The following is a 15,429-nucleotide window of genomic DNA, read 5'->3' as shown; positions in this document are numbered from 1 at the left end:
ACCAGCCGTGCCTGGACAGGAGCAGCAGCGCCCGAGCCGTCGCGAGGACGAGGTCGAGGAGACCCCGGCCGTCCCCGCGCAGGCGAACGCCAAGACCTCCGAGAGCGACGCCGACGTCGACGCCCTGCTCGACGAGATCGACGAGGTCCTGGAGTCCAACTCCGAGGAGTTCGTCCGGGGCTTCGTCCAGAAGGGCGGTCAGTAGCCCTGCCGCGGGTGCGGGCCCGCACCCGCGGCGTTCCCGGCGGGGGCCGGGGGCGCCGGGTAGGGTCCGAGGGGTGAACCACACCAGCGATCAGTCAGGACGGTTGCCGGCTGCTTTCCTGCGGCCCGGTTCCTCGTCCTTCACCGACTTCGTGCGCGAGTACTCCCCGCAGCTCCTGCCGGCCGGCCGGGCCCTGCCCGCCGGTGCGCTGCCCGGCGGGGGCCCCGGCAACGGCGAGGCGCCGCACGCCACGACCATCGTGGCGCTGGTCTTCGCCGACGGCGTCGTGATGGCCGGTGACCGGCGCGCCACGGCCGGGCCGATGATCGCCCAGCGCGACATCAAGAAGGTCTTCCAGACCGACGAGCACTCCTGCGCCGGGATCGCCGGCGTCGCGGGGCTGGCCGTGGAGATGATCCGGCTGTTCCAGGTCGAGCTGGAGCACTTCGAGAAGCTCGAGGGGACGCTGATGTCCTTCGAGGGCAAGGCGAACCGGCTGTCCACCATGATCCGCGGCAACCTGGGCATGGCCATGCAGGGGCTGGCCGTGGTGCCCCTGTTCGCCGGCTACGACCTCGACGCCGGCCGCGGCCGCATCGTCGGCTACGACGTCACCGGGGGCCGCTCGGAGGAGCGGGACCACCACACCGTCGGCTCGGGCTCGATCTTCGCCCGCGGCGCGCTGAAGAAGCTGTACCGGCCCGGCATGGACGAGGCCGAGACCGTCCGCGTCGCCGTGGAGGCGCTGTGGGACGCCGCCGACGACGACTCCGCCACCGGCGGCCCGGACCTGCTGCGCAAGATCTGGCCCGTCGTGGCCGTCGTGACCGCCGCCGGCTTCCGGCAGGTGCCCGACGCCGAGCTGGAGCCGGTCGTCGAGGCCGTCGTCGCGGGCCGTCGCGGCAACCCGGGTGGCAACCCGGGCATCACCACCACGGGCGGGGAGGCCTGAGCATGAGCGTGCCGTTCTACGTCTCGCCCGAGCAGTTGATGAAGGACAAGGCCGACTACGCGCGCAAGGGCATCGCCCGCGGCCGCGCCGTCGTCGTCGTGGCCTTCGCCGGCGGCATCGTCTTCGCCTCCGAGAACCCCTCCCGGGCGCTGCACAAGATCTCCGAGATTTACGACCGCGTCGCCTTCGCCGCCGTCGGCAAGTACAACGAGTTCGAGAACCTGCGGGTGGCCGGCGTCCGGTACGCCGACGTGCGCGGCTACTCCTACGACCGCTCCGACGTCACCGCCCGCGGCCTGGCCAACGCCTACGCCCAGACGCTGGGGGCGATCTTCACCACCGAGTCCAAGCCGTACGAGGTGGAGATCGTCGTCGCCGAGGTCGGCACCCGGCCCGAGGCCGACCAGATCTACCGCCTCACCTACGACGGGTCGGTCGCCGACGAGCACGGCTACGTGGCCATGGGCGGGTCGGCGGAGCAGATCGCCGCCAAGCTCGGCGAGCGCTGGCACGCGGGGCTGTCGCTGGCCGAGGCGCTGCAGCTGGCCGTGGAGGCCCTGGGCTCGGACGCCGCCGCGGAGGCCGCCGGGCAGGGGCCGCGCCCCATCGCCGCCGACCAGCTCGAGGTCGCGGTCCTGGACCGCGCCCGCGAGCGCCGCACGTTCCGCCGCCTCACCGGCCCGACGCTGGCGGGGTTGCTGGCCCCGCAGGGCTGACGTAAACGCGTTTCGCTGCGCCCCACGGCGCCCGAGTGCCTAAGGTGGAGAAATGGATCGCCGGATCTTCGGGCTGGAGACGGAGTTCGGCGTCACCTGCGCCTTCGAGGGTCAGCGCAAGCTGTCCCCGGACGAGGTGGCGCGGTACCTGTTCCGCAAGGTGGTGTCGTGGGGCCGTTCGAGCAACGTGTTCCTCAAGAACGGGGCGCGCCTGTACCTGGACGTGGGCTCGCACCCGGAGTACGCCTCGCCCGAGTGCGACGACGTGCGGCAGCTGGTCGTCCACGACCGCGCCGGTGAGCGGACCCTGGAGGGCCTGCTGACCGACGCGGAGCGGCGCCTGGAGGAGGAGGGCATCGCCGGGGAGGTGTTCCTCTTCAAGAACAACACCGACTCGGCAGGCAACTCCTACGGCTGCCACGAGAACTACCTGGTGTCCCGGCACGGGGAGTTCGGCCGGCTCTCGGACGTCCTCATCCCCTTCCTGGTCTCCCGCCAGCTCATCGTGGGTGCCGGCAAGGTCGTGCAGACCCCGCGGGGAGCGGTCTACTCGCTGTCCCAGCGCGCCGACCACATCTGGGAGGGCGTCTCCAGCGCCACGACCCGCAGCCGTCCGATCATCAACACGCGCGACGAGCCGCACGCCGACGCCGAGCGCTACCGCCGCCTGCACGTCATCGTCGGGGACTCGAACATGTCCGAGACGACGACGATGCTCAAGCTGGGCGCCACCGACCTCGTCCTGCGGATGGTCGAGGAGGGCGTGCCCCTGCGCGAGATGACGATGGAGAACCCGATCCGGGCCATCCGGGAGATCTCCCACGACCTGACGGGGCGCAAGCCGGTGCGGCTGGCCAACGGCCGCGAGGCCAGCGCCCTGGAGATCCAGGGGGAGTACCTGGAGAAGGCCAAGGAGTTCGTCGAGCACCGCGGGTTGCAGACGCCGACGGTCAAGCGGGTGCTGGACCTGTGGGAGCGGGCGCTGCGGGCGGTGGAGACGCAGGACTTCTCCCTCGTGGACCGCGAGGTCGACTGGGTGATCAAGAAGAAGCTCCTGGACCGCTACATGGACAAGCACGACCTGGCGCTGACGTCGCCGCGCATCGCGCGGCTGGATCTGGCCTACCACGACATCCACCGCGAGCGGGGCCTGCACTACCTGCTGGCGCGGCGGGGCATGGCCGAGCGGGTCTGCTCGGACATCGAGGTGTTCGAAGCGCTCAGCGTGCCGCCGCAGACGACGCGGGCGAAGCTGCGCGGGGACTTCGTGCGGGCCGCCCAGGAGAAGCGCCGGGACTTCACGGTGGACTGGGTGCACCTGAAGCTGAACGACCAGGCGCAGCGGACGGTGCTGTGCAAGGACCCTTTCAAGGCCGTCGACGACAGGGTGGAACGGCTCATCGACAGCATGTGACGGCTCCGTCGGCGGCGCCCAGGGTCCGCGGTTAGGGTGGTTCAGTTCGCCCCGACCGATGAGTGAGGACCTCCGTGCGCCGCCGTACCGCCGTCCTGTCCGCGTCCGCCGCCCTGGCGGTCTCGTTGCTGCTGGGCGCCTGCGCCTCCGAGGGCGACACCCCCACCCCGAGCGAGCAGACCTCCTCGGCCTCGCAGGCCGCCGACACCATCGAGCCGGCCGTCACCGACGACGCGCTGCCGGTGACGGTGACCGGCGAGGTGAACCCGACGGTCAAGCCCACCGTGACGTTCACCCCGCCCCTGACCGTGCAGGAGACCTCCCGCAAGGTCGTCGCCGCCGGGACGGGCCCGCAGATCGAGGCCGCCGACGAGGTGGAGTTCGCCTACGCGCTGTACGCCGGCTCGACCGGTGAGGAGCTGGACAGCAGCTACGGCGGGACGAACGCCCGCTTCGAGCTGGGGCAGGTCACGATGGGCCTGGCGCGCGGGTTCGTGGGCGCGCACGTGGGCGACCGCATCGTGATGGCCATCGCCCCCGCCGACGGGTTCGGCGAGGCCATCGAGCGCTTCGGCAAGGAGAACGTCGACGCCGAGACGACGATCGTCGTGGTCGCCGACGTCGTGAAGACCGTGCCGAACAAGGCCCAGGGCACCCCGGTGACCCCGCCGGCGAACCTGCCGGTGGTCCAGACCGACGACCAGGACGTCCCGACCGGGTTCACCATCCCGGACCCGACGCCGCCGGCGGACCTCGTCGTGCAGCCGCTCATCGAGGGCACCGGCCCGGCCGTGACGTCGGGGATGAACCTCAAGGTGCAGTACCTGGGGGCGAAGCTGTCCGACGGGTCGATCTTCGACCAGTCCTGGTCCAAGGGCGAGCCGTTCACCTTCGTCGTCGGGCAGGGACAGGTCATCGAGGGCTGGGACAAGGGCCTGGTCGGGCAGAAGGTCGGCAGCCGCGTCCTGCTGGTCATCCCCGCCGCGCAGGCGTACGGGGACGAGCCGGCCAGCCCCGGGGCCCCGGCCGGTGCGCTGGTCTTCGTCGTCGACGTCCTCGACGCCTACTGAGGCAGCCCCCGGAGCGCCCGCTGGGGCGCCCGCCGACACGTCCACCGGGCCGCCCGCGGGCGGCCCGGTAGGGTCGGGGCATGACTGAGCGCACCAAGCCCGAGATCGACTTCCCCGAGGGCGAGCCGCCCACCGACCTCGTGATCGTCGACGAGATCGTCGGGGAGGGCACCGAGGCCACGGCCGGCCGCACCGTCAGCGCCCACTACGTGGGTGTCGCGTTCAGCACCGGCGAGGAGTTCGACTCCTCCTGGAACCGCGGCACGCCGCTGGACTTCCCCGTCGGGGCCGGCATGGTCATCAAGGGCTGGGACCAGGGCCTGCTGGGCATGAAGGTCGGTGGCCGCCGCAAGCTGGTCATCCCCCCGCACCTGGGCTACGGCGACCGCGGCGCCGGCGGCGCCATCAAGGGCGGCGAGACGCTGATCTTCGTCGTGGACCTCGTCGACGTGAAGTGAGCTGACCCCTCCGGACCCCTCCGCGGTCGAGCGCTCCTGTCCACGGGTGCTCGACCGCGGAGGGGTTCGTCACGTCAGCAGGGTCGCGGCGTGACGGCCGGCGGCGGCGGCGACCAGGAAGCTCGCGCGGTCCTGCTCCAGGCCCCGGCCCATGGTCGACAGGCGCACCGGGCTGGCCGCGAGCGCCTCGTCCAGGCCCGCCGCGGGCACCTCCACGTAGCGGTGCCGCCCGCACAGCGAGCGCGCCTGCTCCCGGACCCCGTCGTAGAAGGCGCCCGGGGCGTCGGGGACGGGCACGTCCACCGGGGCCAGGGCCACGCGGCCCACGGCGGTCAGCGTGTGGTGCGACACCCCGCGGTGGCGGGCGCGGGCGTCGGCCTCGGAGACCCGCAGCGCGGCCACGGGCCGCCCGCCCAGGACGGCCGCGGCGTTCAGCGCCTCCCCGGCGGCCACCCCCGAGAACCCCCAGCGCGACCCGGTGCCCAGGTTGCCCGGGCCCTGGGCGACGACGACGACGTCGGCGCGCGCCACCAGCGTCGCGGCCAGCAGGCCCGTGTGGACGGTCGTGGCCTCCAGGTCCCCGCCGAAGGACTGCCCCGTGGTGACGCAGCCGGTGATCCAGCCCGCCTCCCGCAGCCCGGCCACGGCGCGGGAGAACGCCGCGGGCAGCGCACCCCCGTCGGTCATGACGTAGGTGACGCGGGCGCCGGGGGCCTGGGCGCGGACCCCGGCCACGACCGCCGGCAGCGCGGAGTGCAGGTCGGCCACCACGACGGGGGTGCCGGCGAGGTCGTCGGCCTCGGCGAGCAGGTCGTGGTGCGGCGACTCCTGGTCGTCGACCCCCAGGACCATCGTCTGCAGGGGCGTGTAGCGGGCCTTGACCAGGTGGCCGGGGCCGGGGGCGGGGTCGGGCGGCAGCCGGTCGGGCAGGGCCACGACCAGGGCGTACCCGCCGGTGCCCAGCCCGCGGGCCAGGGCGGAGACGTTGAGCAGCACCCGGTCCCCGGCGGCGGGTTCGCCCACGAGGTCCGGGTGGGCCAGGGCCTTGACCCGCTCACCGGCCCGGGGACCGTCCAGGAGGGTGGCGGACAGCTCCACCGAGCCCGCCCAGCGGGCCCCGACCCGGTCGACCGTCGCCGAGCGCCACGTGATCGTCACGCTGGGAGCGTACGCAGGCTGCGTCCGGGCGCGGTTCCGGTAGCGTCCACCGCACCATGACGAGCACCCAGCCGCACCAGCCGAACTCCGCCGCGGCCCCCGGCGGGGCGGCCGCGGCGGCCCGGGGAGCCCGCCGCACCGAGCGCCTGCTGAACCTGGTCATCGCCCTGGCCGCCACGCGCCGCTGGCTGACCAAGGAGCAGATCCGCGCCGCGGTGCCCCAGTACGCCGACTGCGCCACCACCGTCGCCTTCGAGCGCATGTTCGAGCGCGACAAGGAGGACCTGCGCGAGCTGGGGGTGCCGCTGGAGACCGGCGGGGAGGACCCGCTGTTCGAGGACGAGGCCGGGTACCGCATCGACCGGGACGCCTACGCGCTGCCGGAGATCCGCTTCACCCCCGGCGAGCTGGCGGTGCTGTCCCTGGCCAGCCGCGTGTGGCAGCAGGCCAGCCTGGCCGGCCCGGCCACCCGGGCGCTGGTGAAGCTGCGCAGCCTGGGCGTGGAACCGGACGAGAGCTCGCTGATCGGGGTGGAGCCGCGGGTGCGGACGGCCGAGCCGGCCTTCGACCCGCTGTACGCCGCCACCCGCGACCGCACGCCCGTGCAGTTCAGCTACCGCCGCGCCGGGGCCGAGCCGGCCGTCCGGCACGTCGAGCCGTGGGCCATCGTGTCCTGGCACGGGCGCTGGTACCTCGTCGGCCACGACCGCGACCGGGGCGCCTCGCGGGTGTTCCGGCTCTCGCGGGTCGCCTCGGCCGTCAAGCGCATCGGCCGGCCCGGCTCCTACGAGGTGCCCGAGGGCATCGACCCGCGCGAGGTCGTCGCCGGGAGCGTGGGGTCGGTGCCGCCGCGGCAGGCGCGGCTGCTGGTGCGTGCCGGGGCGGGGCTGGCGCTGCGGCGCCGGGCCCGCGCCGTGGAGGAGGGGGCCGGACCGGGGGAGGGCGAGGACGTGGTGGTCGTGGACGTCACCGACGTGGAGGTGAGCGCCGACGAGCTCGCCGCCTTCGGCGCCGACGTCGTCGTGCTGGAGCCGGCGGACCTGCGCGAGGCGGTCCTGCGGCGGCTGCGGGGCGCGGCGGGCGTGCAGGGGGTGGCCCGGTGAGCACCGCCTCCACCGAGCGCCTGTCGCGGCTGCTGGCGATGGTGCCGTACCTGCTGACCCACCAGGGCATCCCGGTGCCCGAGGCCGCGCAGCACTTCGGCATCGGCGAGGACGAGCTCGTGCAGGACCTGGAGCTGCTGTTCGTCTGCGGCACCCCCGGTCACCTGCCCGACGACCTCATCGACGCCCGCTGGGAGTCCGGGCACGTCTACCTGTCCAACGCCGACCCCATCGCCCGGCCCTCCCGGTTGGCGGTGGACGAGGCGGTGGCTCTGCTCGTGGGGCTGCGGACCCTGGCCGAGGTGCCGGGCCTGCACGACCGCGAGGCCCTCGAGGGGGCGATGGCCAAGCTGTCCGAGGCCACCGGGGAGGCCGGCCGCGCCGCGCGCGCGGTGGCCGTCGACGTCAGCGACGCCTCCAGCGCCGTCGTGCTGGAGGCGGCGCGCCGGGCCCTGCGCGAGCACCGGCGCCTGCACCTGAGCTACCTGGTGCCCAGCCGCGACGAGCGCACCGAGCGGGACGTCGACCCCATGCGGCTGGTCAGCGTGGAGGGCCGCTGGTACCTGGAGGCCTGGTGCCACCGCGCCGAGGGCGTGCGGCTGTTCCGCGTCGACCGCGTCGAGACCGCCGAGGTGCTCGACGTCGACGGCACCCCGCCGCCGCAGGCGCGCTCCCGCGACGTCGCCTCGGACCTGTTCCGGCCCAGCCCCGACGACCTGGTCGTGACGATCGACCTGGCCCCGCAGGCGGCCTGGGTCGTGGACTACTACCCCGTGGAGTCGGTCCAGGAGGCCCCCGAGGACGCCTGGGAGGAGGCCTCGCTGCGGGTCCGGCTGCGGACGGCGGACACGCACTGGGTGCAGCGGCTGCTGCTGCGCCTGGGCGCGGGGGCCCGCGTCGTGGAGCCCGCGGAGCTGGCCGGGCACGTGCGGGAGGCGGCCCTGGCGGCCCTGGCGCGCTACGCCTGAGGGCCCCTCGTCACCGGGTCGGCCCAGCGCCGACCACACGCCGGACCGCCGTGTCAAGGTCGGGCGCAGGTGGCCGTTCAAGGGATCGGCGGGACGTGCCGAAGGAGTGGTTGTCGGACGGCGGGATCGCCGCCGGAGACGGTGAACACCACGACGAGAGGTGCACGACATGACCACGATCAAGGCTTCCTGCCCCTGCTGCGGCGACGTCGAGCTGACCCCCAAGCAGGTCCGCCTCGTGGTGTGCTCGGCCAAGGAGCGCTCCTTCTACGCCTTCGCGTGCCCCAAGTGCACCGACGAGGTCCGCAAGCCCGCCGGTGAGGACGTCGTGGCCCTGCTGGTCTCCGGCGGCGTGGCCGTCGAGCGCTGGGCGATCCCGGCCGAGGCCATGGAGGAGCACCACGGCTCCACCATCGCCTGGGACGACGTCCTCGACTTCGCCCTGGTGCTGGACTCCTGCGACGACCTCGCCTCGCTGGCCGCCCGCGGCCTGCGCACCGTGCGCTGACCCGCCCGGCACCGCACCACCACCTCTCGGAGAGCCGCTCGGCGGACGCCCACCGGCGTCCGCGAGCGGCTCTCGTGCGTCCCCCCGCGACCACCCGGGCACCACCTGGGCCCCACCTGGGTGTTCGCCCCGAGTCCACCTCCAGGACCGCGGACCGGCCCCGTGCGGACGACTCGACCCGCATGCTTGTCCCACGGGCAGCCGCCGTCGACGTACGATGGCGGCGCTACGACCGACCCTGGAGGACTGATGTTCCGCAACCTCGTCGACCACCCGTGGGTGCTCGTCATCCTCGTCGTGCTGCTCATCGCGCTGTTCGGCAGCAAGCGGCTCCCGGACGCCGCTCGCGGCCTGGGGCGCTCGATGCGCATCTTCAAGTCCGAGGTCAAGGAGATGAAGAACGACGGCAAGGAGGACGCCAAGACGTCCCCGACGGCCGCCGCGAAGGACTCCGAGCCCACCGCGCTGGAGGCCAAGCTCGCCGCCGAGCAGGCCGAGCAGAAGGCCGGCGAGCACCAGACCCGCGCGTCCTGAGCCACCCGCGACCCTGAGAGCCAGCCGCTGACATGGCCGTCACCACCGTCCGCCGACGCGCGCCCAGGGACCCCGAGGGGCGCATGCCCCTCATGGACCACCTCCGGGAGCTGCGCAACCGGATCGCGAAGGCTGCCGTCTTCCTGCTGATCGGGAGCATCGCCGGCTGGTTCCTCTGGGGCGGGTGGAAGTACAGCTGGGGCGCCTTCGACGGCGTCTTCCAGTACCTGCAGAAGCCGTTGCTGGACTACGCCGACCGCAGGGGCATCCAGAACGTCTCGCTGAACTTCACGCAGGTGGGGCAGGCGTTCGACCTGCGGGTCAAGGGCGCCATCTGGTGCGGTGTCATCGCCTCGAGCCCGTTCTGGATCTACCAGCTCTGGGCCTTCATCACCCCCGGGCTCACGAAGAAGGAGCGGCGCTACGCCATCGGCTTCATCGCCGCGGCCGTCCCGCTGTTCCTCCTCGGTGCGGGCATCGCCTACTCCGTGCTGCCCAACGCGATGCGCTTCCTCATCGACTTCACCCCGGTCGACGCCGCCAACCTCATCGGCGCGGACGTCTACCTGTCGTTCGTGATGCGCATCATCCTGGCCTTCGGCCTCGGCTTCCTCATGCCCGTGGTCCTCGTCGGCCTGAACTTCGCGCACCTGCTCTCGGGCAAGGCGATCCTCAAGCAGTGGCGCATCAGCGTCTTCCTCAGCTTCCTGTTCTCCGCCCTCGTGACGCCGACGTCCGACATCACCACCATGCTGCTGCTGGCGCTGCCGCTGCTGGTCCTGTTCACCATCGCCACCGTCGTCTGCCTGCTCAACGACCGGCGTCGCGCGAAGAACTCCGACGAGCCGGACTACGGGCACCTGTCCGACGACGAAGCCAGCGCCCTCTGATCCCGTGACCGACCGCAGGCGGGTCGGCCTCCTCGTGAACCCGACGGCGGGTCGCGGGGCCGGCCGGTCCGCGGGGTCCCACGTCCTGCGGACCCTGCGGGCCCTGGGCCACGACGTCAGCGACCTGTCCAGCCCGGACCTGCCCACCGCCGGGCTCGCCCGGGCCGCGGTCGCGCAGTTCGACGCCCTCGTCGTCGTGGGCGGCGACGGCGTCGTCCACACCGGCGTCCAGGCCGTCGCGGGCACCACCACCGCCCTGGGCATCGTCCCGGCCGGCACCGGCAACGACGTCGCCCGCGGCCTGGGCCTGCCCCTGGGGGACCCGGCCTCGTCGGCGCAGCGGGTGGCGCGGGCCCTGCACGAGGGTCGCCACCGCGCCGTCGACGCCGTCCGCGTCCACCACGCCGGCGGGTCGGGCTGGTACGCCAGCATCCTGGCCTCCGGCGTCGACGCCCTGGTCAACGAGCGCGCCAACTCCTGGCGCTGGCCGCGGGGGCCGGCCCGGTACACCCTCGCGGCGCTGCGCGAGCTGGCCGTCGTGCGCGGGGTGGGCGTGCGCGTCACCCTCGACGGGGTCGCCTTCGAGCGCGAGTGCCTCCTCGTGGCCGTGGCCAACACCCGCTGCTACGGCGGGGGCATGCTCATGGCCCCCGACGCCGACCCCGCCGACGGGCTCCTCGACGTCGTCGTCGTCGACGCCCTGCCGCCGGTGGCGGCGCTGCGGCTGCTGCCGACGGTCCGCCGCGGCGCGCACCTGGGCCTGCCGGTCGTCCACGTCCACCGCGCCCGGTCCGTGCGCCTGGAGCACCTCGGCGGGGCGCACCGGCCCCGGCCGCACGCCGACGGCGAGCCGCTGGGGGACCTGCCCGTCACGTGCGACGTGGTCGCGGGGGCGCTGAGGGTGCTGGCCTGAGCGCACCGCATCGTCGGGATGTACTGTCGCCACCATGGCAAGCCCCGCGGAACGCTACGCGGCAGCACGCCGTCGCACCGAGGAAGCCCGCACGGAGCTCGCGCAGTTCGCGGGCACCCTGGGCTTCGAGCTCGACGGTTTCCAGCTGCAGGCGTGCCAGGCCCTCGAGTCCGGCCGCGGCGTCCTGGTCGCCGCCCCCACCGGCGCCGGCAAGACCGTCGTGGGGGAGTTCGCCGCCCACCTGGCCCTGAAGACCCGGCGCAAGGCCTTCTACACGACGCCCATCAAGGCGCTGTCGAACCAGAAGTACGCCGAGCTCGTCGAGCGGCACGGCCAGGCCGCCGTCGGCCTGCTCACCGGCGACAACTCCGTCAACGGCGAGGCGCCCGTCGTCGTCATGACGACCGAGGTCCTGCGCAACATGCTCTACGCCGGCTCGCCGCTGCTGGACGGGCTGGGCTACGTCGTCATGGACGAGGTCCACTACCTCGCCGACCGCTCCCGCGGCGCGGTCTGGGAGGAGGTGATCATCCACCTGCCCGCCGACGTGCTCGTGGTGTCGCTGTCGGCGACCGTCAGCAACGCCGAGGAGTTCGGCGCGTGGCTGGACACCGTCCGCGGTGACACCGAGGTCGTCGTCTCCGAGCACCGACCCGTCCCCCTGTGGCAGCACCTGGCCGTCGGCACCCGCCTGTACGACCTGTTCACCGACCCCGACGGCGACCCGCTGGAGGGTGACGAGGGGTCCCTGGTGCCCGGGGCGATCGTCAACCCCGAGCTGGTCGCGATGTCCCGCCAGCAGATCCGCACCGACCGGCTCGCCATGGCCGGCGGCAAGGGGCGCCGCCGCGGGCAGGCCCGCCCCGGCCCCCGCACCGGCGGCGGCCGCCCCGGCGCCGGGCCCCGCCCGGCCTCGCGCGCGCAGATCCTCGACACCCTCGACCAGGCCGGGCTGCTGCCGGCCATCACGTTCATCTTCAGCCGCGCCGGCTGCGACGCCGCCGTCGAGCAGTGCGTGGCGTGGGGGCTGCGGCTGACGACGCCGGAGGAGGGCAAGGAGATCCGCGCGGTCGCCGAGGAGCGCTGCGCCGAGATCCCCAGCTCCGACCTGACCGTCCTGGGGTACTGGAGCTGGCTGGAGGGCCTGGAGCGCGGCCTGGCCGCCCACCACGCCGGGATGCTGCCCGTCTTCAAGGAGACCGTCGAGCACCTGTTCGCCCGGGGCCTGGTCAAGGCCGTCTTCGCCACCGAGACCCTCGCGCTGGGCGTCAACATGCCCGCCCGCTCGGTGGTGCTGGAGAAGCTCGTGAAGTGGAACGGGCAGACCCACGTCGACGTCACGCCGGGGGAGTACACCCAGCTCACGGGCCGCGCCGGCCGCCGCGGCATCGACGTCGAGGGTCACGCCGTCGTCCTGTGGTCCGGCGGCACCGATCCCGAGGCCGTCGCCGGGCTCGCCTCCCGGCGCACCTGGCCGCTGCGCTCCAGCTTCCGGCCCACCTACAACATGGCCGTCAACCTCGTCGAGCAGGTCGGGCGCGACCAGGCCCGCGACATCCTCGAGACGTCCTTCGCCCAGTTCCAGGCCGACCGCGCCGTCGTCGGGCAGGCCCAGCAGATCCGGAAGCAGACCGAGGCGCTGCAGGGCTACGCCGAGGCGATGACGTGCCACCTGGGCGACTTCCGCGAGTACTTCGCGCTGCGGCAGGCCATCTCCGAGCGGGAGAAGGACCTTACCCGCGCCGGCAACGCCGCCCGCCGCGTCGAGGCGCGCCAGACCATCGAGGGCCTGTCCCGCGGTGACGTCGTGCGGCTGCCCGGGGGCCGCCGCGCCACCTTCGGCGTCGTGCTGGACCTCGTGCCCGGCAAGGGGTTCGCCGGGCCCTCGCCGCGGGTCCTGTCCCAGGACCGCCAGGTGCGGACCATCGACGCCGACGACTTCACCGGTCCCGTCGACGCTTTGACCCGCGTGCGGATCCCGAAGAACTTCAACTGGCGCTCCCCGCAGGAGCGGCGGGACCTGGCCTCCTCCCTGCGCAACGCCCTGGCCGAGGTCGGCGGCGGGGAGGTCCCCTTCCGCCGCCGCTCCTCGGCCGCGGCCGAGGACGCCGAGCTGGCCCGCCTGCGCGAGGCCCTGCGCGCCCACCCCTGCCACGGGTGCGCCGAGCGGGAGGAGCACGCCCGCTGGGCGGTGCGCGAGGAGAAGCTGCGCCGCGACACCCAGGGGCTGCAGCGCAAGATCGAGGGCCGCACCGGCACCATCGCCCGCACCTTCGACCGGGTCTGCGACCTGCTGGCCGAACTGGGCTACCTCACCGACGACGGCCAGGGCACCACCGCCGCCGGGCGCACCCTGCGCCGCATCAACGCCGAGACCGACCTGCTCGTCGCGCAGTGCCTGCGCCACGGCGCCTGGGACGGGCTGAACCCGGCCGACCTGGCCGCGGCGGTCTCCACCCTCGTCCACGAGTCGCGCCGCGACGAGGGCGGGCGCCCCGACCGCATCCCGCGCCGCGCCGAGGCCGCGATCGCGGCCACGCACCGGCTGTGGAGCGACCTGACCGACCGCGAGGACCACCACAAGGTCCCCCTGACCCGCGAACCGGACCCGGGGCTGGCCTGGTCGGTGCACCGCTGGGCCTCGGGGCACCGCCTGGACGAGGTGCTGCGCGAGGCCGACCTGGCCGCCGGGGACTTCGTGCGCCGCTGCAAGCAGCTCGTGGACCTGCTGGACCAGATCGGGTCCGCCTCCACCGAGCCCGGGCTGCGCCGCGCGGCCCGTGAGGCCGTCGACGCGGTGCGCCGCGGGGTCGTGGCGCACACCTCCCTCACCGAGGGCTGAGCCCGCCCAGGGCGTGGTCCACGGCGGCCCGCACGTGCAGCTGCGTGGTGGGGAACACCGGGACGGGGCTGTCGCCGGGGCCGACGAGCAGCTCGATCTCGGTGCAGCCCAGCACGACGCCCTGCGCGCCGCGCGCGACGAGCCGGTCGATGACGTCCCGGTAGGCCCGGCGGGACCCCTCGGTGACCACGCCGCGCACCAGCTCGTCGTAGATGACGTCGTGGACGGTGGTGCGGTCCGGTTCGGCCGGCACGAGCACCTCGATGCCGTGGCCGGCGAGGCGGTCGCGGTAGAAGGCGCGCTCCATCGTGAAGCGGGTCCCCAGCAGCCCCACGCGGCCGACGTCGACGGCTGCGGCGGTGGCGTCGGCGATGTGCAGCACCGGCACCCGCACCGCCTCCTCGACGGCGCCGATCACCTCGTGCATCGTGTTGGTGCACAGCAGCAGCACGTCGGCGCCGGCGGCCTCGACGGCCCGGGCGCGGGCGGCCAGCAGCTGCCCGGCCTCCTGCCACCGGTCGGTCCGCTGCAGCTCCTCCACGTCGGCGAAGTCGACGGAGTCGAGCACCACGCGCGCGGAGTGGACCCCGCCGAGGCGGTCGCGGACGGCGACGTTGAGCAGCCGGTAGTACTCCGCGGTCGACTCCCAGCTCATGCCGCCCAGCAGCCCGATCGTCTTCACGCGCGCTCCTGCGCGAGGGCGGTGAGGACGCGCTCGACGCTGGAGCGCAGGCCCCACCGCTCCACGAGCTCCTCCAGCCGCCCGGGGTCGGCCGGCCCGGCGGGCAGGGCGTCGTCGACGTCGGGCAGCGGCACGTCGCGCGCGGTCCGGACGACGACCGGCGCGGCCCGCAGGTAGTCGCGCGCCGCGAGGAGCTTGGCGCGCTGGCCGGCCGGCAGGTCGCTGCCGGGGTCGTCGGCCGCCGCCAGCAGCCCGGCCAGGTCGCCGTGGCGGGTGACGAGCGCCGCGGCGGTCTTCTCCCCGATCCCGGCGACCCCGGGCAGGCCGTCGGAGGGGTCCCCGCGCAGGACGGCCATGTCGGCGTACCGCTGACCGGTGCCCACGCCGTAGCGCTCCTGCAGCCACCCCTGCGTCACCGCCTCGGCCTTGCGCACGCCCTTGCCGCAGTACAGGACCCGGACCCCGGCGGTGTCGTCGACCAGCTGGAACAGGTCCCGGTCGCCGGTGACCACGTCGACCGGCCCGGGGCCGCGGACGGCCAGGGTGGCCACGACGTCGTCGGCCTCGTACCCGGGGGCCCCGACCCGCGCCAGGCCGAGGGCGGCCAGGACGTCGACGACGACGTCGACCTGCGGCAGCAGCGCGGCGGGGGCGTCCTCGCCGCCGTCGGGGCCGACGCGGTGGGCCTTGTAGGACGGCAGCGCCTCCACGCGGAAGGCCGGGCGCCAGTCGTCGTCCCAGCACGCCACCAGCCGCGCCGGGCGGTGGGTGGTGACGAGGAAGGCCAGGGCGTCGAGGAAGCCGCGGACGGCGTTGACGGGGGTGCCGTCCGGGGCGGTGACCGACTCCGGGACGCCGTGGAACGCCCGGAAGTACAGGGAGGCCGAGTCCAGCAGCATCAGGGGGCCCGGCCGGCCGGGTGCGCGGTGCGGCATGCGGGGGATCCTCGCAGGTGCGGGGGTCATCCGTAGGGATCGGGTGAACGCTCCGGACGGCTGAGGCGCGCCCCCGCAGGA

16 protein-coding genes are annotated in these 15,429 nt (G+C 74.3%); 13 read left to right on the top strand and 3 right to left on the bottom strand.

Annotated elements, in window-relative coordinates; all coding sequences use genetic code 11:
• The first annotated feature begins 7 nt into the window (after positions 1-7).
• The 6 genes from BJ968_RS00865 (at position 8) to BJ968_RS00840 (ending at position 4,815) form a co-directional block, all read left to right on the top strand.
• Positions 8-205, top strand: coding sequence for a ubiquitin-like protein Pup (locus tag BJ968_RS00865; protein ID WP_179748391.1), 198 nt, complete (start codon positions 8-10; stop codon positions 203-205).
• A gap of 73 nt (positions 206-278) precedes the next feature.
• Positions 279-1,157: a proteasome subunit beta gene (gene prcB / locus BJ968_RS00860; protein WP_179748389.1), complete on the top strand. Its 879-nt coding sequence runs from the start codon at positions 279-281 to the stop codon at positions 1,155-1,157.
• 2 nt (positions 1,158-1,159) lie between these two features.
• A complete protein-coding gene (gene prcA / locus BJ968_RS00855) occupies positions 1,160-1,873 on the top strand; it encodes a proteasome subunit alpha (RefSeq protein ID WP_179748387.1) in 714 nt (237 codons plus the stop codon).
• Positions 1,874-1,925: 52 nt separating this feature from the next.
• Positions 1,926-3,287, top strand: coding sequence for a Pup--protein ligase (gene pafA, locus BJ968_RS00850; protein WP_179748385.1), 1,362 nt, complete (start codon positions 1,926-1,928; stop codon positions 3,285-3,287).
• A gap of 74 nt (positions 3,288-3,361) precedes the next feature.
• The gene (locus BJ968_RS00845) at positions 3,362-4,357 is read left to right on the top strand and encodes an FKBP-type peptidyl-prolyl cis-trans isomerase (RefSeq protein ID WP_179748383.1); all 996 of its coding nucleotides are present in this window, start codon (positions 3,362-3,364) and stop codon (positions 4,355-4,357) included.
• Positions 4,358-4,437: 80 nt separating this feature from the next.
• Entirely contained in the window at positions 4,438-4,815 is a 378-nt protein-coding gene (locus BJ968_RS00840) for an FKBP-type peptidyl-prolyl cis-trans isomerase (RefSeq protein ID WP_179748381.1), read from the top strand.
• Positions 4,816-4,884: 69 nt separating this feature from the next.
• On the opposite strand, the gene BJ968_RS00835 is transcribed toward BJ968_RS00840, so the two are convergent.
• Positions 4,885-5,973 carry a DUF3866 family protein gene (locus BJ968_RS00835; RefSeq protein WP_179748379.1) on the bottom strand — a complete coding sequence of 363 codons (1,089 nt, stop codon included), beginning with the start codon at positions 5,971-5,973 and terminating at the stop codon, positions 4,885-4,887.
• A gap of 56 nt (positions 5,974-6,029) precedes the next feature.
• On the opposite strand from BJ968_RS00835, the gene BJ968_RS00830 reads away from it, so the two are divergent.
• From BJ968_RS00830 to BJ968_RS00800, 7 genes are all read left to right on the top strand, one after another.
• Positions 6,030-7,076, top strand: coding sequence for a helix-turn-helix transcriptional regulator (locus tag BJ968_RS00830; protein WP_179748377.1), 1,047 nt, complete (start codon positions 6,030-6,032; stop codon positions 7,074-7,076).
• The gene (locus tag BJ968_RS00825; RefSeq protein ID WP_343077732.1) at positions 7,073-8,044 is read left to right on the top strand and encodes a helix-turn-helix transcriptional regulator; all 972 of its coding nucleotides are present in this window, start codon (positions 7,073-7,075) and stop codon (positions 8,042-8,044) included. The genes BJ968_RS00830 and BJ968_RS00825 overlap by 4 nt, the downstream gene beginning before the upstream one ends.
• A gap of 169 nt (positions 8,045-8,213) precedes the next feature.
• Entirely contained in the window at positions 8,214-8,552 is a 339-nt protein-coding gene (locus BJ968_RS00820) for a hypothetical protein (RefSeq protein WP_179748375.1), read from the top strand.
• 249 nt (positions 8,553-8,801) lie between these two features.
• Positions 8,802-9,086, top strand: a complete 285-nt coding sequence (gene tatA, locus BJ968_RS00815) for a Sec-independent protein translocase subunit TatA (protein WP_179748372.1) — start codon at positions 8,802-8,804, stop codon at positions 9,084-9,086.
• Positions 9,087-9,178: 92 nt separating this feature from the next.
• Positions 9,179-9,976 (top strand): twin-arginine translocase subunit TatC, encoded by a 798-nt coding sequence (tatC, locus tag BJ968_RS00810; RefSeq protein WP_246314058.1) that lies wholly within the window; start codon positions 9,179-9,181, stop codon positions 9,974-9,976.
• A 4-nt stretch (positions 9,977-9,980) separates the two neighbouring features.
• Complete coding sequence (locus BJ968_RS26205; protein ID WP_179748368.1) at positions 9,981-10,889, top strand: diacylglycerol kinase family protein; 909 nt, start codon at positions 9,981-9,983, stop codon at positions 10,887-10,889.
• A gap of 34 nt (positions 10,890-10,923) precedes the next feature.
• Positions 10,924-13,731 carry a DEAD/DEAH box helicase gene (locus BJ968_RS00800; protein ID WP_179748366.1) on the top strand — a complete coding sequence of 936 codons (2,808 nt, stop codon included), beginning with the start codon at positions 10,924-10,926 and terminating at the stop codon, positions 13,729-13,731.
• Here BJ968_RS00800 and BJ968_RS00795 read toward each other — a convergent pair.
• Together BJ968_RS00795 and BJ968_RS00790 are read right to left on the bottom strand one after the other, a co-directional pair.
• Positions 13,718-14,413, bottom strand: a complete 696-nt coding sequence (locus tag BJ968_RS00795) for an amino acid racemase (RefSeq protein WP_179748363.1) — start codon at positions 14,411-14,413, stop codon at positions 13,718-13,720. The two genes, BJ968_RS00800 and BJ968_RS00795, sit on opposite strands and share 14 nt — an antisense overlap.
• Entirely contained in the window at positions 14,410-15,348 is a 939-nt protein-coding gene (locus BJ968_RS00790; RefSeq protein ID WP_218884673.1) for a 5'-3' exonuclease, read from the bottom strand. Before BJ968_RS00790 ends, BJ968_RS00795 begins: the two co-directional genes overlap by 4 nt.
• Between the last annotated feature and the right edge of the window lie 81 nt (positions 15,349-15,429).

Source organism: Kineococcus aurantiacus (assembly GCF_013409345.1).
Taxonomy (GTDB): domain Bacteria; phylum Actinomycetota; class Actinomycetes; order Actinomycetales; family Kineococcaceae; genus Kineococcus; species Kineococcus aurantiacus.
The sequence above is the reverse complement of the archived record's forward strand: the minus strand, read 5'-3'. Positions and strand labels throughout refer to the sequence as shown.